The sequence below is a fragment of the Sphingopyxis sp. MC1 genome (genome assembly GCF_000371385.1).
GTDB classification, from domain to species: Bacteria; Pseudomonadota; Alphaproteobacteria; order Sphingomonadales; family Sphingomonadaceae; genus Sphingopyxis; species Sphingopyxis terrae.
The window spans coordinates 49,698-67,958 of record NZ_AOUN01000005.1; the positions used below are offsets into that span (position 1 = coordinate 49,698).

Genomic DNA, 18,261 nt, shown 5'->3' on the forward strand with positions numbered 1-18,261 from the left:
CGAATCTCAGTGCCCGCCCTTCGGCGTTTCCATAATTTCGGTGAGCACCCCTCCCATATCCTTGGGGTGTAGAAAGAAAATCAGCGTCCCGTGCGCGCCGATCCGCGGCTCGCCCAGCACGCGCTTGCCCATCGCCTCGAATTCGGCCTTGGCGGCGTGAATATTCGGCACTTCGTAGCACATGTGATGCTGCCCGCCCGCCGGGTTCTTTTCGAGGAACCCCGCGATCGACGTGTTGCCCGGCAGCGGCTCGATCAGTTCGATCTGGGTGCCATCGAGCGCCCCGCCCGCTCCGGGCGTATCGACGAAGCACACCTTCACCCCCTGATCGGGCAGGTCGAAAGGCTCATGGATCTTCGTCGCGCCCATCACGTCGCGGTAGAAGACGATACTGTCGGCGATCGACGGCGTCGCAACGCCGATGTGGTTCAGACGGCCTAGTTTCATAATGCACCTTCCAATTGCTCTCCCGAACAGGCTTCGTAGAAAGCGATGCCGAGCTCGGTAAATCCTACGAGCTCGACATAATATGAATAATTGCTCACAAGCTGTATCGGCACTCTGTTAAACTGAAGCACCCTCGCCCGTTCAAGTATTTGAATCTCGATTTGGCTTTGGGAGTACCATGTTTCCGTGGTCATGCTCAGAACCGCCCGTTCTTCTTTTCTTCCAGGCAAAACCCAAAATGCAGTTCGAACAGGTAAGGGAATGCCGGGGTTCGCTAGCTGCCGATGAACCTCATCAGAATCACCTTCAGCAAGGGGGAAGCGGTCAATAATCGCACTGACGACACGCTCTTGGATTTGAGTACTCGCCGACCTTAAGCCTGACCGATGCGCGACGGACATTCCAGCAATCTGCTCCCGGTAATAGGAGACTAACCCCTTTAGAACGCCCGCCTCGTTAGGACCGACGACCGCCATAATATCTGAAAATACAGCAAAGATATTTGCTTCGGCTTTTCCACTGGCCGCTGATACAAAGAGATTCGCCCACCACTCAGTAATCTCGCCATCATCGTCAGAGAACGACGCATCGGCGATCATTCTAGTGAGCAGCCCGGATCGGATAGGCAAAAGTTCAATATCTTTGGCTTTGGCAATTTCCTCGGCCCGCCCAAAGATCAGCGGCACACGCGCTTGCAGATGCGCTCTGAGGTTCTGACCAAGCGCTTCAGCGCTTGGTCCAAACACCTTTCCGGCGAACCAAGCGCCTGCGCCCATCAATACGCCGTCAGGAGAGATTAATGAATCAGCCATGCTCACAGCGGAATATTGTCATGCTTCTTCCACGGATTCTCCAACTGCTTGTTCCACGGATTCTCCAACTGCTTGTTCCTGAGCTTCCTTAGCCCCAGCGCGATGCGCTTGCGCGTATTGTGCGGGTGGATCACCTCGTCGATATAGCCCCGTGATGCCGCGACGAAGGGGTTGGCGAAGCGGTCCTCATATTCCTTCGTGCGCTGCGCGATCTTTTCGGGATCGCCCATGTCGGCGCGGAAGATGATCTCGACCGCGCCCTTCGCGCCCATCACCGCAATCTCGGCGGTCGGCCACGCATAGTTCAAATCGCCGCGCAGATGCTTCGACGCCATCACGTCGTACGCGCCGCCATAGGCCTTGCGCGTGATCACCGTGATCTTGGGCACCGTCGCCTCGGCATAGGCGAAAAGCAGCTTCGCACCATGTTTGATGATGCCGTTATATTCCTGCGCGGTGCCGGGTAGGAAACCGGGGACATCGACGAAGGTCACGATCGGAATTTCGAACGCGTCGCAGAAACGCACGAAGCGCGCCGCCTTCTTCGACGAATTTATGTCGAGCACCCCCGCGAGCACCAGCGGCTGGTTCGCGACGATGCCCACGGTGCGCCCTTCGATGCGCCCGAAGCCGCAGATGATGTTCGCGGCGTGGGCCGGCTGCACTTCAAAGAAATCGCCCTCATCGACCGTCTTGCGGATCAGCTCGTGCATGTCATAGGGCTGGTTCGCGTTGGGCGGGATCAGCGTGTCGAGGCTCATCTCGGCGCGGTCGTAGGGATCGCTCGTCGGGCGCACCGGCACGCCGCTGCGGTTGTTTTCGGGCAGATAATCGAAGAAGTCGCGCGCCGCGAGCAGCGCCTCGATGTCGTTCTCGAACGCCAGATCGGCGACCGAGCTCTTGGTCGTATGGGTGATCGCGCCGCCGAGTTCTTCTTGCGTCACCACTTCGTTGGTCACCGTCTTCACCACATCAGGGCCGGTGACGAACATATAGCTGCTATCTTTCACCATGAAGATGAAGTCTGTCATCGCCGGGCTGTAAACCGCTCCGCCCGCGCACGGCCCCATGATCAGCGAAATCTGCGGCACGACGCCCGATGCCAGCACATTCTTCTGGAACACGTCGGCATAGCCGCCGAGGCTGGCGACGCCCTCCTGAATGCGTGCGCCGCCGCTGTCATTGAGGCCGATGACCGGCGCGCCGACCAGCATCGCCTTGTCCATCACCTTGCAGATTTTTTCGGCGTGACGTTTGGACAGCGAGCCGCCGAAGACGGTGAAATCCTGGCTGAAGACATAGACGAGGCGGCCGTTGATCGTCCCCGATCCGGTGACGACGCCGTCGCCCGGAATCTTCTGGTCCTGCATGCCGAAATCGACGCAGTCATGCTCGACATAGGTGTCGAGCTCCTCGAACGAGTCTTCGTCGAGCAGCACCAGCAGTCGCTCGCGCGCGGTCAGCTTGCCCTTGGCGTGCTGGGCATCGATACGCTTCTGCCCGCCCCCCAAGGCGGCGGCGGCACGGCGGCGTTCCATTTCGGCAATATTGGCGGACACTCGGCTTCTCCGGTTATCTGAAGCCTGCCATCTGCGCCCGCGGCGCCCGCTATGCAAATGCGAATTTGCAAAGTTGCAAAGTGATGGTTTGCAAACTAGAACCGCACCCTAGGCCGTTCGTGTCGAGCGAAGTCGAGACACCCATCGGTGTTGCGCAAGGTCTCCGGGTGTCTCGACTTCGCTCGACACGAACGGAAATGAGAGGTTTCGCCCCATGACCCGTCAACGCATCTTTGCCGGCGCCCGTTTGCGCCAGCTTCGCACGGAACGGGGCATCCGGCAGGCCGATTTCGCCGAAAGGATCGGCATTTCGACATCCTATCTCAGCCAGATCGAGCATGACGACCGGCCGTTGACCCCTGCCCTGCTCGACCGGCTGCAAAGGCTTTTCCCGCTCGAATGGGAGGAGGTCGCCGCCGATGCCGGTGACCGCCGCGCCGGGGCGCTGCGCGAGGCGGCGGCCGATCCGCTGTTCGCCGCCGCACCGCTGGCGCCCGAACAGCTTGAGCGCGCCGCGCTCCAGCAACCGCAGCTCGCCGACCAGTTCGTCGCGCTCCACGCCGCCTATCGCCGCGCGGGCCAGCGGCTCCAGATCATCGACGAAGCGATGACCGGCGGCACCGCCGAGGGCAGCCGCCTGCCGTGGGAGGAGGTGCGCGACTGGTTCCACGACGCGGGCAATTATGTCGATCGGCTGGACCGCGCCGCCGAGACGCTGGCGGGCCAGCTGCGCGGCCGCGACCCGTCGCCCGCGATCGAGACGATCGAACGGCGGCTGCGCGAGGCGCTGGGCATTTCGATCGTCTACCGCCAGCATCAGGTGCTGCGCGATTTCGACGCGACGATGCGCCACCTGATCATCGATCCGTCGCAGCCCGCCGAAACACGCCGCTTTCAGCTTGCGCATCAGCTCGCGGCGCTGGCGCTCGCGCGCGAGATTGCGGCGGTGATCGAAGCGTCGCCCCTGCGCACCGCGGCGGCGCGCCAACTGCTCCACGTCGGCCTCGCCAATTATGCCGCGGGCGCGGTGCTGATGCCCTATGCCGCCTTTCGCGCCAGCGCCCGCGCGGTGCGGCACGACATCGACCGGCTGCGGCTCGACTATGGCGTCAGCTTCGAACAGGCGTGCCATCGCCTCTCGACGCTCCAGCGCCCCGGCGCGCGCGGCATCCCGATGTTCTTCTGCCGCGTCGACATGGCGGGCAATATCACCAAGCGGCACAGCGCCACCCGCCTGCAATTCGCGCGCTTCGGTGGCGCCTGCCCGCTGTGGATCGTCCACGAGGCGGCGGCGATCCCCGACCGCATATTGTTCCAGCTAGCCGAAACGCCCGATGGCCTGCGCTATGTGTCGATGGCGAAGGGGCTCGTAAAACCGTCGGGCAGCTATGCGCGCTCGCCGCGCCGCTATGCCGTGGCGCTGGGGTGCGAGGCGCAATATGCCGCCGATTTCGTCTATGCCGACGGGGTCGATGTGACCGCGCCGCACGCCGCGACGCGTATCGGATCATCGTGCCGCATTTGCCCGCGCGACGATTGCGACCAGCGCGCCTTTCCGCCGAGCGACCGGCCGATCCTGGTCGACCCCGACCGCCGCGACGTGGTGCCCTACCGGATCGGCTAGCGAAACGTCATTGCGAGCGGAGCGAAGCAATGACGAAGATGCTCACACCTTCACGATCCCGCGCTCGATCAGGCTGTGCGCCGTCGCCAGCACCGCCTCCTCGGGCGTCCGCATCGTCCAGCCGAGCGTTTCCATCGCGTGGCGGCTGTCGCCGCCGCGGACATTGCCCAGCTCGGCGACGAGCTGCTTGAGTTCGGGGCGGAAGATCGCGAACGTCTTGAGCAGCCAGTCGGGCATCCGCCGCGTCGGCACCTTGCGCGCCTGCTCGCCCAGGTTCGCGGTGAGGATGTTGGCGACATCGATCATCTTCAGAAACGGTCCCGAACAGACATAGCGCTCGTTACGGATACCCGGCGCGGTGAGCGCGCGATAATGAAGGTCGGCAACGTCGCGCACGTCGATGATGCCGAAGCCGACGTCGGGACACATCGGCACCTTGCCCTCGAGCAATTGTTTCACCACCTCGATCGACGTCGACAAATCGTCGGACAGCAACGGGCCGAATACCGCGGCGGGGTTCACCGAGGCGAATTCCATGTCGCCGCCCTCCGCCGCCACCCAATCGCGCGCCGCGCGCTCGGCGACGGTTTTCGAGCGCGGATAGGGCATCACCGCCGGATTATCGAGGTTGGTCCAATCGGCTTCGTTGTAGATGCCGCCGCCGTCGCCGTGTCCATAGGCGATCGCCGCCATCGACGAGGTGAGCACGAAGCGCCGCACCCCCGCCGCCCTGGCGAAACGCAGCGCGCGCAACGCGCCTTCGCGCGCCGGAACAACCAGTTCATCGGCATGCTGGGGAACCCCCAACGGAAAGGGCGAAGCGACATGCGCGACATGGCTGCATCCGGCAATCGCCTCCGCCCAGCCGAGATCATGCTCCAGATCGGCCGCGAAGAACCGAAGCCGGTCGTTGTCGACCGCCAGCCAACTGCGCACCTCGGCCTCGCGCTTCAGGCTGCGCACGGTCGTGTGAACCGTCCAGCCATTGTCGATCAACTGCCGGATCAGGAAGCCGGCAATATAGCCGCTGCCGCCTGTTACCAATATCGCGCCTGTCATTCGCCCCTCCCTCGCTCGATCCGCGCCAGAGTATAGCTTATCGCTCGGCAATAACACTCCGTTCGCCCTGAGCTTGTCGAAGGGCCGTACTTTCCTTCGAGTATCAGAGAAGGACGGTGCTTCGACAAGCTCAGCACGAACGGATCAGGGTGGGCCTATCGCCCTATTTCAGCAGCACCAGTTCCTCGGCCATGCTGGGGTGCAGGGCGACCGTGGCATCGAAGTCGGCCTTGGTCAGTCCCGCCTTCACGGCGACGGCGGCGGCCTGCAAAATTTCGGGGGCGTCGGGGCCGATCATGTGGAGTCCGACGACCTGGTCGGTCGCCGCATTGACGACCATCTTGTACAGCGCCCGTTCGTTGCGGCCGGCGAGGACATTCTTCATCGCCCGGAAATCGCTGGTATAGATGCGCACAGCGCCCAGCTTGTTGCGTGCCTCTGCCTCGGTCATCCCGACCGCGCCGATCGGGGGATGGCTGAACACCGCGCTCGGGACATTGGCATAATCGACCGTCGTCGGCTTGCCGCCGAAGACACTGTCGGCGAACGCCTGTCCCTCGCGGATCGCCACCGGCGTCAGCTGGATACGATTGGTCACGTCGCCGACGGCATAGATGCTCGGCACCGACGACTGGTTATTGTCATCGACCTTGACCGCACCATCCTTGTCGAGTTCGACTCCCGCCGCTTCCAGGCCCAGTCCCTTGGTGTTCGGTACCCGCCCGGTCGCGACGAGCACCGCATCGGCGGCGATCGGATCGCAATTTTCGAGATGGACCATCAGCGATCCGTCGCCCTGCTTCTCGATCGACTTGAACGGCGCGTTGAAGCGGAATTCGATCCCCTTGGTCATCGAAATCTGCAGCAGACGGTCGCAGATCTGCTCGTCATAGCCGCGCAGGATCGCGTCGCCGCGGTTGACGATCGTCACCTTGCTGCCGAATTCGTTGAAGATGCCCGCAAATTCATTGGCAATATAGCCGCCGCCGGCAATCACCACGCGCTTCGGCAGACTGTCGAGGTGAAACACCTCGTTCGACGTGATCGCATGTTCGCTGCCCGGAAATTCGGGGACGAAGGGCCAGCCTCCGGTTGCCACCAAGATGCGTTCGGCGGTGAGTTCGGTCCCGTCGGCGAGCCGTACCTTTTGCGGACCGACGACGGTCGCGCGCGTCTTGAGGACCGTAACCTTGTGATTATCGAGCGTCTGACCGTAGAGACCTTCGAGACGCGTGACTTCGCCGAGCACATTGTCGCGCAGCCGCTGCCAGTCGAAATGGCAATCGGGAACGTCCCAGCCGAAATGCCGCGCGTCCTTCAGATCTTCTGCAAAGTGCGCCCCATAGACGAGCAGCTTCTTGGGCACGCAGCCGCGAATGACGCAGGTGCCGCCGACCCGATGCTCCTCGGCGACCGCAACGCGCGCGCCGTGTGACGCCGCGACCCGGCTCGCGCGAACGCCGCCCGACCCGGCGCCGATGACAAACAGGTCATAGTCGAAATCGCTCATGGAATTACCTCTGACACTTGTCGCTGACATTCGCGGCGAGAGCCTATGTGGTTACGCCGCGCCGTCTTGCCAATCGAATATTTGGATCGGCGTGATCGCTTCGGGTTCTGACCCTAGTCCCCCAGCGCGGCCTGCATCAACGCTTCGGTCGCCGGATCGAAATGCACCGTACCTTCGGCCAGCCCCTTCGCCATTTCCTTGCCCAGCTCGACCCCGAACTGATCGAAGGGATTGATGCCGAGCAGCACGGCGTTGGCGAAAACGCGATGCTCGTAGAAGGCGATTAGCGCGCCCAGACTGTGCGGCGTCACCTGTTCGAGCAGGATCGTCGTCGACGGGCGGTTGCCGGGATAGGCGCGCGCGCCGTCCTCGCTCGCACGGCCGGTCATCAGCGCCGCGCCTTGTGCGATGCAGTTGGCAACCAGCGTTTCGTGGTGCGCATCGTCGAGGATATGATCGGGTTCGCGGGCGACGACGAATTCGACCGGGGTCAGATGCGTGCCCTGATGCAGAAGCTGGAACACCGCATGCTGCGCGTCGGTGCCAACGCCGCCCCAAGTAATCGGCGCGCTCTGCTGCGCGAGCGGCGCGCCGTCGAGCGTCACCCGCTTGCCGTTCGATTCCATTTCGAGCTGTTGCAGATAGGCGGGCAGCAGCCGCAGGCGTTCGTCATAGGCAAAGACAGCGCGCGTCTGGCAGCCTAGCCGGTTGGCGTAAATCTGGTCGGCGAAAGCGGCGAGCAGGCAGATATTGTCGGCGCGGTCGGCGAGCCGGAAATGGCGGTCCATCTCCGCCGCGCCTTCGAGCATGTCCTGAAAAGCATCCCAGCCGAGCGCCAGCGCCGCCGGAAAGCCGATCGACGACCAGAGCGAGTAGCGCCCGCCAACGGTTTCGCTGAACGGCAGGATGCGCGTTTCGTCGATACCCCATTCGACCGCGCGTTCGGGATTGGCGGTCAGCGCGATGAAACGGCCGACCGGATCATCGACGCCCGCCTCCTCGAGCCATTGCAGCGCCGAGGCCGCGTTGAGCAGCGTCTCGGTCGTCGTGAAGGTTTTCGACGCAACCGCCACGAGCGTATAGGCCGGGTCGAATTTGGCGAAGACCTCGGCGAGCGCGGCCCCATCGACGTTCGAGACGATAGCAACGTCGTAGCGCGAGCCATGCCGCCCCAGCGCGTCGATCAACAGGTCGGGGCCAAGCGCCGAGCCGCCGATGCCGATGTGGAGCAAATGGCGGATTTCGCCGAACGCATCGGCCTCGATCGCGTCGATCAGCATGCGCATCCGCTGGTGCAATGCCTGCGCGACATGGACCGACTCGGGCGCCCCTTCGCCGCGCTCGGCGCTGTGCTCTGCAGCACGGCCTTCGGTCGGATTGGCGATGCCGCCCGCGAAAAGCGTCTTGCGGCGACCGGCAAAATCCTGCGCTTCGGCAAGCGTCGAAAGGATCGCCAGCGCCTCGCCATCGAGATGCGTCTTTGCGAAGTCGAAGCGAATGTCAGCGACGTTGCGAACGAGCATCTGAAGCCGCGCCTCCCGATCGGCGGCGATCAGGTCGGCGATCGTTTGCGGTTGCCACGCGGAGAGCGCCTGCCACGCTTCGGAGGAGGTGGTCATCGAAAACTTCCTTCTAAGGTCCGTTCGTGTCGAGCGAAGTCGAGACACCCCAAGGCGCGAACGACCGATGGGCATCTCGACTTCGCTCGACGCGAACGGGGATGGCGATGTTCGTCCGTTTCATAAGCGGGCCACCGCCTGCGCGCCAGCGTCATCCGCCGATATTTGCTTGACGCGCAGACCTATTCACCGTCAATGCGCCCCCATGACCGATGCCAGCATACCCGCCGAAAAGCCCGCCCCCGCGACACCCGAACCCGCGCCCGTTTCCGCCAAGGAAGAAGCGGTCGACACGATCCGCTTTCTCGCGCTGCTCGCGATCGCGGTGCTGATCTTTCGCAGCTTCTTTCTGTCGCCCTTCAACATTCCGTCGGAATCGATGCAGCCGCGCCTGCTGATCGGCGACTATCTGCTCGTGAACAAGATGGCTTACGGCTATTCGAAATACAGCCTGCCGTTCAGCGTGCCGCTGATCCCCGGCCGCATTTTCGCGCGTACGCCCGATCGCGGCGACGTTGTCGTGTTCAAGGCGCCGCCGGTCAACGACAACGACTATATCAAGCGCGTGATCGGCCTGCCCGGCGACACGATCCAGGTGAAGGATGGCATCGTCTGGCTGAACGGCAAGCCGCTGAAGCGCGAACCGATGGCCGATTTCGTCATTCCGGTGACGCAGAACATGATCGACGCGTCGCGCGCCAACGGCACCCTCCCCTGCTATTCGCCGGAGTTCGAAGAGATCGGCGCGAACGGCCAGCGTCAGTGCCGCTACAAGCGCTTCAAGGAAACGCTGCCCAGCGGCAAGAGCTACGCGATCCTCGATATTACCTCGATCCCCGAGGATAATACAGCGCCCGTGACGGTGCCCGCCGGCCATCTGTTCCTGATGGGCGATAATCGCGACCGCAGCGCCGACAGCCGCTTCCCCGCCGTCGAGGGTCAAGGCATCGGCCTGGTGCCCGAGGAAAATCTTGTCGGACATGCGCTGGTGACGATGTTCTCCACCGACGGGTCGGCAAGCTGGATCAACCCGATCAGCTGGTTCACCGCGGCTCGCTGGAACCGCGCCGGGGAAGGCTTTTGAACGAAGGCGTCTCAGCGGAAACGCTTGCTGCCATTACCGGCGCAACGCCCCGCGACCTTGGCCTCTACCGCGAGGCGCTGACCCACGGCAGCAGCGGTGCGGGCGATTATCAGCGGCTGGAATTTCTGGGCGACCGCGTGCTCGGGCTCGTCATTGCGTCCGAATTGTTCGCCCGCTTTCCGAAGGCTGCGGAGGGCGAATTGTCGTCGCGGCTGCACGCGCTCGCGTCTGGCGAAACCTGCGCGCGGATCGCGCAGGCGCTCGACCTTACCGCGCATGTCCGGTTCGGCGCGCAGGCGATCGGTGACGGCGGGCGGCATAGCGACAATATCGCCGCCGATGTGCTCGAGGCGCTGATCGGCGCGCTGTGGCTCGACCTTGGCCAGGACGCCGCGCGGGCATTCATCGTCCGCAATTGGGGGAGCATGATCGAAGGCCAGGTCGCCGCGCCCAAACATCCCAAGGCGGCGCTCCAGGAATGGGCGCTCGCGCGCAAGCGCAAGCCCCCCGAATATCGCCTCGTCCGCCGCGACGGCCCCGACCACGCGCCGCGCTTCCGCGTCGCCGTCGCGATCGGCAAGCTCGCCGAGGCCGAAGGCGACGGCCCCTCGAAGCAGGCTGCCGAGAAGGCGGCCGCAACCGCCCTGCTCGAAATCTTGACCCAGGAAGACGTAAAATGACCCAGCGCTGCGGTTTCGTGGCGGTCGTCGGCGCACCGAACGCCGGCAAATCGACTCTCGTCAACGCCCTTGTCGGCCAAAAGGTCGCCATCGTCAGCCCCAAGGCGCAGACGACGCGCACCCGCCTGATGGGCGTCGCGATGGACGGCGACACGCAGATCATCCTGATCGACACGCCGGGCATCTTCGCGCCCACCCGCCGGCTCGACCGCGCGATGGTCGCCGCGGCGTGGGGCAGCCTGGAGGAAGCCGAAGCCATCCTTGTCATGGTTGACGCCGCGGCCAAGCTGACGGGCCGCGTCGAACGCGTGCTGGAAGGAGTCGCGAACCGGCCCGAGAAGAAATATCTGGTGCTGAACAAGGTCGATCTGACCAAGAAGGACAAGCTGCTCACCATCGCGACCGAGCTGAACGCCCGGCTCGCCTTCGACGAAACCTTCTTCATCGCGGCGAGCAGCGGCGACGGCGTGCCCGAGCTCAAGGCGCACCTTGCCGCGCTGATGCCCGAAGGACCGTGGCATTTCCCCGAGGATGAAGTTAGCGACGCACCCGAGCGGATGCTCGCGGCCGAAATCACGCGCGAGCAGCTCTATCGCCAGCTCCATGAGGAATTGCCCTATCAGTCGACGGTCGAAACCGAGTTGCTCAAGACCCGTCCCGACGGCAGTGCCGAAATCCACCAGCAGATTTTTGTCGCGCGCGACAACCAGCGCGCGATTGTTCTCGGCAAGGGTGGCAGCCGGATCAAGGAAATTGGCGCAAAGGCCCGCGCCGAGCTCGCCGAACTGATGGGCCGCAAGGTCCACCTTTTCCTGCACGTGAAGGTCAAGGAAAATTGGGATGAGGATCGCGGCGTCTATCGCGACATGGGCCTCGACTGGGTCGATTGAGCGGCGACATGGCGCACGACCCCTTCAACACCCCCGGCGACCGGCTCCGAGCGATATTCCGCTATTGGCAGGCCTATCTGCTCATCGCGGTGCTGATCGCGCTCGTCATCGAGCGCGATCGTTTCGCGAGCAGCGGCAAGGACCATCTCGTCGCCGGCGAAGTCATGCGGATCGAAACGCGGCCCGGCAAGCCGGAGCAGGCCGTCGTGCGCGTCAACAGCCTGCAGCAGACGACGGTCGAGCTGCCCGCCAACGCGCATTGCCATAGCGGATCGAAAATCCGCCTTGTTCGTCACGACGACGTCGCCCAGCACGCCTTCCGCGCCGCCGATCCGCCCTGCGCGATCTGACCCACTCGCTAGAATTTCCCGCAGTCGTCGGGAGGCGGCGCACCGGCAAAGCGATCCCCGATCCACGCCAATGTTTCTGCGGCACTGTCCCGGGCGCTGTCGGCATGATCGGTTCCGCGCATATCGATCCATTCCAGCCGGGTACGGTTGCGGCATAAGCCGGTCGCGAAGGCACGCGTGATGGCGGGCGCGACGATCGTGTCCTTGTCACCCTGGGCGATCAGCAGCGGTCCCGGCACACGCGCCGGATCGACGCTGTTGGTCCGCACCCACGAAGCCCAAGGCTCGATCCGCCCGATGTCCTTGTTTCGCGTCGCGCGGGCTACCGTCACGATCCCCAATATCGTTCCAAGCTTGGGCTTCTTTCCAAGGATGACACAATTATTCTCGGCCAGGCGGTGAATGATCCCCTGATTTGTCCGGTTGGCGATCGGGTCGAGCGAAAAGCCGTAGAGCGAAGACCAGCTATGCAAGGCAAAGGAGAGAAGCAGCGCCCGCGCGTTCTTGTCGCTGCCGCTCCGCAAATTGGCCGCGAGATCGGTCGGCGGCGCGGCCGCCGCAGCGCCGACAAGCGTCAGGTCGGGCGCGTAGGCCCCAGCCCGGGTCGCGGTCCACAGGGCGGCATGCCCGCCCTGCGATTCGCCCCACACCGCAAAGCGCTTTCCGGCCCCCGCCCCCGCTATGCCCTGCGCCGCACGGACCGCATCGAGGACCGATCGCGCCGTGTCCTCACCGACCAGAAACGGATGCATGGTGGGGCTGCCGAGGCCGATATAGTCTGGCGCGACAACGACGTAGCCTTCCCGGACCGATGGTTCGACGCCCGCCGAGGCTGCGAAGAAACTGGCGCTCAGCGAGGGCGCGCAGCGTTCGGCCACGCCCCACGCGCCATGCGTCCAGGCGATGACGCGGCGCGACGCGGTCGGCGCGGCCTGGCTCGGCGCGACAACCATCCCCGTCGCCTCGCGCACGGTGCCATCGCCGCCACTCGTCCAATAGCGGATGCGCCAAGCGTGCATGGCGACCGGCGGGTCGGCTACGGGATCAGCCGCGATCAGCGTCCCGACCTGTTGCGCTGTGGCCGGAAGCGAAAATAGAGCGAGGATCAGGGCGAGCAGGTGGCGCATCGAAATTCCTCCCGACGCGCCCATGCTACCATAGCGCAGAAAAACAGCGATCCTGTTTCTGCGTTGCCCTTGTCATTCCGCCGTTTTCTTTTTGGCTGGCGCCTTCTTGGCGGCGGGCTTTTTGGCGGCAGCTTTCTTCGCGGGCGCCTTCTTCTTGCCCTTTGCCGGTCCCTTCGCGGCGCGGGCGTCGATCAGGGCGACGGCTTCCTCGACGGTCAGCGCCTCGGGCTCGACCGTCTTGGGCAGCGTGGCGTTGGTCGTGCCATCGGTCACATAAGGTCCGAAGCGTCCGGCCATCAGCTTCATCTCGCCGCCGCTCGTCGGGTGGGGTCCGAAGGTCTTCAATGGCTCGGCCTTGGCGCGCCCGCGGCCGCCGCCGTTGGCCGCATCGGCGATACGCGCCACCGCCGCGTTCATGCCGATGTCGAAAATTTCCGCGGTGCCCGTCAGCTTCGCATATTTGCCGTCATGGAGCAGATAGGGACCATAGCGCCCCAGCCCCGCAACGATCGGCTTGCCGGTTTCGGGGTGCATCCCGACGTCGCGCGGCAGGCTCAAGAGCCGGAGCGCATAGTCGAGGTCGAAATCCTCCCCCGGAATATCCTTCGGAATCGACGACCGCTTCGCCTCCTTGCCGTCGCCAAGCTGAATGTACGGTCCGAACCGGCCGCTGCGCTTCGTCACCTCAAGCCCGCTTTCGGGATCGGTGCCGAGCGTTTCGGGGCCGGTGTCGGCGCCGTCGCTGCCGCCCGGCTGCGCGAATTTGCGCGTGAACCTGCACTCGGGATAATTGCTGCACGCAATGAACGGACCGAACTTTCCGCCGCGCAGCGCAAGCCGCCCGGTGCCGCAATTCGGGCAGACGCGCGGATCGCTGCCGTCGCCCTTGTCGGGGAAGAGATAGGGGCCGAGAAATTCGTCGAGTGCCGCGGTGATTTCCGACGGCTTCTGCTCCATCACCTCGCCGGTGCGCGGCTTGAAGTCGCGCCAGAAGCGTTCGAGCACCGCCTGCCACTGGGCGCGGCCGCCCGACACATCGTCGAGCTCTTCTTCGAGCCCCGCGGTGAAATCATATTCGACATAGCGGCCGAAGAAGCGTTCGAGGAAAGCGGTGAGCAATCGCCCGCTCTCTTCGGGCAGGAAGCGGTTCTTTTCGACGCGCACATAGGCGCGGTCCTTGAGCACCTGGAGGATCGAGGCATAGGTCGACGGGCGCCCGATGCCGAGTTCCTCCATTTTCTTGACCAGGCTCGCTTCCGAATAGCGCGGCGGTGGCTGGGTTTCGTGCGCTTCGACCTCGACTCCCGTCTTGGCTGGGGCATCGCCCTTCGCCATCGCGGGGAGCAGGCGCGCGTCGTCGTCCTCGCTGCTGTCGTCGCGGCCCTCATCATAAAGCGCGAGGAAGCCCGGGAATTTGATGACCTGCCCGGTCGCGCGGAGCATCGTCTTGCCTGTTCCGTCGCTCAGGTCGACGCTGGTGCGTTCGAGCCGCGCCGAGGCCATCTGGCTTGCCAGCGCACGCTTCCAGATCAGATCGTAGAGACGCGCATGATCGCCGCCGCCGACCTTGTCCTTGCCGAAATCGGTCGGACGGATCGCCTCGTGCGCTTCCTGCGCGTTCTTCGCCTTGGTCTGATACTGGCGCGGCTGATCGGGAACATAGCCCCCGTCATAGCGGTCGGCGATCGCCCGCCGCGCGGCGCTGATCGCGCTGCCGTCCATCTGAACGCCATCGGTACGCATGTAGGTAATCGCGCCGTCCTCATAGAGATCCTGCGCAACCCGCATCGTGTGGCTGGCCGAGAACCCGAGCTTGCGCGCGGCTTCCTGTTGCAGGGTCGATGTCGTGAAGGGCGGCGGCGGATTTCGCGTCAGCGGCTTGGTTTCAACGCTGTCGACGGTGAAATGCCCCGCCTTCACGTCGGCTTCGGCGGCGCGCGCATCGGCCTCGTTGGTGATCGTCAAACGCTCGATCTTGTCGCCGCGCCAGCGCGCGAGCCGTGCCTTGAACGGCGTGCCGTCCATTTCGAACTGGCCGGTGATCGACCAATATTGCTGCGCAACAAAGGCTTCTATTTCACGTTCGCGTTCGACGACGAGGCGCAGCGCCACCGACTGGACACGGCCCGCCGATTTGGCGCCGGGCAGCTTGCGCCACAGCACTGGCGACAGGGTGAAACCGACGAGATAATCGAGCGCGCGGCGCGCGCGGTACGCGTCGATCAGATCGTCGTCGAGACCGCGCGGATGCGCCATCGCATCGGTCACCGCCTGCTTGGTGATCGCGTTGAAGGTCACGCGGTCGACCTTTTGCGGCAGCGCCTTTTTCTGGCGTAGCAATTCCTGCACGTGCCAACTGATCGCTTCGCCCTCGCGATCGGGGTCGGTCGCGAGAATCAGACGGTCGGCCTGCTTCGCGGCATCCTGAATATCCTTCAGCCGCTTCGCCTTGTCCGGATAGAGCTGCCACTCCATCGAAAAACCGTCATCCGGATCGACCGAGCCGTCCTTGGGCGGCAGGTCGCGGACGTGGCCATAGCTGGCCAGCACCTTGAAATCACGGCCGAGATATTTCTCGATCGTCTTCGCCTTGGCGGGCGATTCCACAATCACCAATTGCATCGAAAATTCGTTTCCCCGAAAACTCTTACGTACGTACGCGCGAGGGTGGCGGGCGCCGCTCCCTTCCGTCAAGAGGGGAAATAGAGCGCCCGCCGTCGGGGATCAACGCATTGCGCCGAGGCGCGCCACCATCATTTCGCTCGCCAGGCTCGCTGCCTTCGCCGCGCCCTCCTCGTAGGCGCCGGGCTTGGCGGTGAAGGCGAATTTGCGGGTCTTGCCGAAGCGCAACCCGCCAAGGCCCGCCACCGCGGCAAGGCCGCCGGCGACGTTCGCGGTCGACTGCAGCGCCTTGTCGGTGCCGCTCGACGCGTCATTCTTTTCGATGAAGTCGCCCTCTACCCCGACCGGCGCCTTCACCGTGACGACGGTTTGCTTGCCCGACGGTGCGATCAGCGTCATGCGCGAATAGTCGGCGGCGACCGAAAGCCCGCTGTTTACCTGAAGCCCGCCAAAGCTGAAAAAGCCGGGGCGCTTCTGATCCGAAAAGTCGATCAGATAGACGACGTCGATCACCCCCACGCCGGATTGCTTGGCATAGTTGGTCAGCGCCATGCTCGCTTGGCCCGCCGACATGTTGATGCCGATGCTGCTCATCCCCGATCCAGTGAAATCGCCCGGCAGCATGAATTGCGAGGCAAGCTCGCTCGGCTTGAAATAGGTCGCCTTGCCCTTGCTGCCCTTTTCGAGTGCGATGTTGATGTCGAGCGGCGTTTCCAGCGATTTGGTCTTGGCGAGCGCCGCATGGCCGAACAGGTCGCCCGCGGGTATGACGGTATAGCCGCTGGCACCGAGCTGACTGACGAAATCGGCATAAGCGGCATCGGCTATCTTCTGCATCATTTCGGGCGTCACGCCGACCAATTCGCTCTTCGCCTTGGTCGTCCCGCCGAACGCGCCCATCAATCCGCCCGATGCCTTGGTCTGATCGACCGATTCAAAGATGAATCCGACGTTGAACGCTCCGATCGCGACGGTCGTCACGCCCTTTGCATTTGCCGGTCCGGAAATTTTGACGGGTTCCTTGTCGCCGGCATAAACGACCGGCGACTGGGCCAGCATCGCAACAAGCGCGACGGCCGACAGCAATTTCTTCATGGGTCTTCCCTCCGACCCCCCACCCCGCCGGCCGCGACTTACCGACCAGGAAGAGAGGCTTATCGAAGCAACCCACGGCCCCCGCATCGGTCAGATGCGAGGGCGTGTCAATGGCTGACGTCAGAGCGTCAGTTGCTGTCCCATTTGAAGTCGGCGGGAAGCACGCATTTGCCGCCGTCATATTCGCCCACGCTGCGGATCACCTCGTCCTTGTCGGGTTCGATGCGGCGGCCGCTGATCTGGCTGTCGATCACCCGGCGCACCAGCGCGTCGAGCCGGGTCACGAGATAGCAGTCGATCGCCGGCGGCGCGTGCGGATTGCCCACCCCGCTGTCGTCGGTCAGGAACAGGTAGCGCGACTGCGTTGCCGCCGCCATCGCGCGCATCGCATATTCGGCCTCGTCCGCAACGCCGGAGGCGGCGACCGGGGTGATATGGATGCGCTTGTCCCGCGCCGCCTCAGCGGCGGCCCAAGTGCGCCCGAACTTGTCGTCGTGCGGCGGCGCATCGGCGACGAGCAGCAGCGATTTGACTGCATCGGGACGCCAGGATTGCCCCACCGCGCGGATCATCGCCTGGTCCATCGCTTCGGGATAGTCGCCACCGCCGTTCGCGTCCTGCTGTGCCAGCACCCCCTGCGCGCGGCCGATATCGCGGTCGAAGCCGACAGTGCGTGTCACATAGTCATCGCCGAGGTCACGGTAGAAGACAAAGCCCACCCGAATGTCGAGGTCGCGGTGCCGCGTCGTGATTGCATTGATGATCGAACGCAGTTCGGACTGAAGATAGCGGATCTCGTCGCCCATGCTGCCGGTCGTGTCGATCACCAGCATCAGGTCGAGCTTGGTCGCCTTCGCCGCCATCTGGTTCGCGGTCAGGCCGACAAGCTGACCGCCCGGCGCATCGGCGACGAGCACCGGACGCGCGTCGGCGATCGTCCGTCCGCCCTGGCGCGCCGACACCGTGATGCGTTCGCTCAACCGGTCGAGCCCCGGAAAGAAGACCGCGCTGCCGTCGGCCTGCGTGGCCATGGTGATGCTGTTGCCGTCGCTGCACGTCACCACGACATCGGCGAAGGGAATGGGCTGCCCGTTACGATCGTTCACCTTCACGGTGACCACGCGCATCGTATCGACGCGCGGCAGGTCGCGGATCTGCTGGCCCAGATTGCTGCGCCCGACATAAGCGGCGTAAAGTTCCGGATTGAGCAGATCGTCATGTTCGCCGGCGGTCAAGATGCCCGACTGCGGCTGCGGTTGCGGATAGGGACGCGGAAGCATCACGGCGCCCGGCGCGCGATCGAAATCGGCCGACGATTCCTTTTCCATGGCGGCGGGCTCGGCCGCACCGGCGCTGGCGTCGCTGCGCGATCCGGTGACGACGACGTCGCCCGCCGGCGGCGATGCCACTTCGGCAACCGGCGCCATAATCGGCGGCGGCGGCGGCGCAGGGGGTGGCGGGGGCGGCGGCGCAGCCATCACCGGCGCAACACTGTCATAGCGACCGCCCTTGCCGCCGGTGGCCGGAACGGGCCGCGGCCGCGTTTCGGGATCGAGCTGCGGCAGCGGCTCGGCATTGCGGCAAAAGCCGCCATTCCAGCCCGGCGCCGCCGCTTGCGCCGCAACAATCGGCAAGGGCGCCGGACCGGAAGCCAGCAGCGCCGTCAATGTCACACCTGTCAGAAACCTGTTCCGCATCACCCAACTCCCCGGCATGTTATACAATATCATCAGCCTGTCGCCGCGCCGCTGAACCGTGGCTGAACCGCGCCGAGCCGTTGGGG

General features: G+C 64.4%; 15 protein-coding genes. 5 read left to right on the forward strand and 10 right to left on the reverse strand.

The genetic code is table 11. From position 1 onward, the window contains the following. Positions 1–6 precede the first annotated feature (6 nt). From mce to EBMC1_RS08550, 3 genes are read right to left on the reverse strand one after another with little or no spacing between them, the layout of a single operon-like run. The gene (gene mce / locus EBMC1_RS08540; protein ID WP_003043632.1) at positions 7–447 is read right to left on the reverse strand and encodes a methylmalonyl-CoA epimerase; all 441 of its coding nucleotides are present in this window, start codon (positions 445–447) and stop codon (positions 7–9) included. Then, positions 444–1,259 carry a hypothetical protein gene (locus tag EBMC1_RS08545; protein ID WP_040589953.1) on the reverse strand — a complete coding sequence of 272 codons (816 nt, stop codon included), beginning with the start codon at positions 1,257–1,259 and terminating at the stop codon, positions 444–446. Before EBMC1_RS08545 ends, mce begins: the two co-directional genes overlap by 4 nt. A 2-nt stretch (positions 1,260–1,261) precedes the next feature. Continuing rightward, positions 1,262–2,818, reverse strand: a complete 1,557-nt coding sequence (locus EBMC1_RS08550; RefSeq protein ID WP_003043637.1) for an acyl-CoA carboxylase subunit beta — start codon at positions 2,816–2,818, stop codon at positions 1,262–1,264. 214 nt (positions 2,819–3,032) lie between these two features. Between EBMC1_RS08550 and EBMC1_RS08555 the strand changes: the two genes are divergently transcribed. After that, entirely contained in the window at positions 3,033–4,442 is a 1,410-nt protein-coding gene (locus EBMC1_RS08555; RefSeq protein ID WP_003043640.1) for a helix-turn-helix domain-containing protein, read from the forward strand. Between the two features lie 42 nt (positions 4,443–4,484). On the opposite strand, the gene EBMC1_RS08560 is transcribed toward EBMC1_RS08555, so the two are convergent. From EBMC1_RS08560 to pgi, 3 genes are all read right to left on the reverse strand, one after another. Then, entirely contained in the window at positions 4,485–5,501 is a 1,017-nt protein-coding gene (locus EBMC1_RS08560) for an NAD-dependent epimerase/dehydratase family protein (RefSeq protein WP_003043643.1), read from the reverse strand. A gap of 163 nt (positions 5,502–5,664) precedes the next feature. Continuing rightward, positions 5,665–7,011 (reverse strand): glutathione-disulfide reductase, encoded by a 1,347-nt coding sequence (gene gor, locus EBMC1_RS08565; RefSeq protein ID WP_003043645.1) that lies wholly within the window; start codon positions 7,009–7,011, stop codon positions 5,665–5,667. A gap of 113 nt (positions 7,012–7,124) precedes the next feature. Continuing rightward, the gene (gene pgi, locus EBMC1_RS08570) at positions 7,125–8,630 is read right to left on the reverse strand and encodes a glucose-6-phosphate isomerase (protein ID WP_003043648.1); all 1,506 of its coding nucleotides are present in this window, start codon (positions 8,628–8,630) and stop codon (positions 7,125–7,127) included. Positions 8,631–8,835: 205 nt separating this feature from the next. Between pgi and lepB the strand changes: the two genes are divergently transcribed. From lepB to EBMC1_RS08590, 4 genes are read left to right on the forward strand one after another with little or no spacing between them, the layout of a single operon-like run. Next, the gene (lepB, locus tag EBMC1_RS08575) at positions 8,836–9,714 is read left to right on the forward strand and encodes a signal peptidase I (RefSeq protein ID WP_003043651.1); all 879 of its coding nucleotides are present in this window, start codon (positions 8,836–8,838) and stop codon (positions 9,712–9,714) included. Further along, positions 9,711–10,394 carry a ribonuclease III gene (gene rnc, locus EBMC1_RS08580; RefSeq protein WP_003043654.1) on the forward strand — a complete coding sequence of 228 codons (684 nt, stop codon included), beginning with the start codon at positions 9,711–9,713 and terminating at the stop codon, positions 10,392–10,394. The genes lepB and rnc overlap by 4 nt, the downstream gene beginning before the upstream one ends. Then, the gene (gene era, locus EBMC1_RS08585) at positions 10,391–11,284 is read left to right on the forward strand and encodes a GTPase Era (RefSeq protein ID WP_003043656.1); all 894 of its coding nucleotides are present in this window, start codon (positions 10,391–10,393) and stop codon (positions 11,282–11,284) included. The genes rnc and era overlap by 4 nt, the downstream gene beginning before the upstream one ends. 8 nt (positions 11,285–11,292) lie before the next feature. Beyond that, the gene (locus EBMC1_RS08590; protein ID WP_003043658.1) at positions 11,293–11,634 is read left to right on the forward strand and encodes a hypothetical protein; all 342 of its coding nucleotides are present in this window, start codon (positions 11,293–11,295) and stop codon (positions 11,632–11,634) included. An 8-nt stretch (positions 11,635–11,642) separates the two neighbouring features. Here EBMC1_RS08590 and EBMC1_RS08595 read toward each other — a convergent pair whose 3' ends face one another. The 4 genes from EBMC1_RS08595 to EBMC1_RS08610 all read right to left on the reverse strand — a co-directional run bounded on the left by EBMC1_RS08595 (position 11,643) and on the right by EBMC1_RS08610 (position 18,175). Next, positions 11,643–12,761: an alpha/beta fold hydrolase gene (locus tag EBMC1_RS08595; RefSeq protein WP_003043661.1), complete on the reverse strand. Its 1,119-nt coding sequence runs from the start codon at positions 12,759–12,761 to the stop codon at positions 11,643–11,645. 72 nt (positions 12,762–12,833) lie between these two features. Continuing rightward, positions 12,834–15,383 carry a type I DNA topoisomerase gene (topA, locus tag EBMC1_RS08600; protein WP_003043663.1) on the reverse strand — a complete coding sequence of 850 codons (2,550 nt, stop codon included), beginning with the start codon at positions 15,381–15,383 and terminating at the stop codon, positions 12,834–12,836. A gap of 102 nt (positions 15,384–15,485) precedes the next feature. Continuing rightward, complete coding sequence (locus tag EBMC1_RS08605; protein ID WP_003043664.1) at positions 15,486–16,478, reverse strand: hypothetical protein; 993 nt, start codon at positions 16,476–16,478, stop codon at positions 15,486–15,488. 128 nt (positions 16,479–16,606) lie between these two features. After that, positions 16,607–18,175 carry a vWA domain-containing protein gene (locus EBMC1_RS08610; RefSeq protein WP_156001081.1) on the reverse strand — a complete coding sequence of 523 codons (1,569 nt, stop codon included), beginning with the start codon at positions 18,173–18,175 and terminating at the stop codon, positions 16,607–16,609. Between the last annotated feature and the right edge of the window lie 86 nt (positions 18,176–18,261).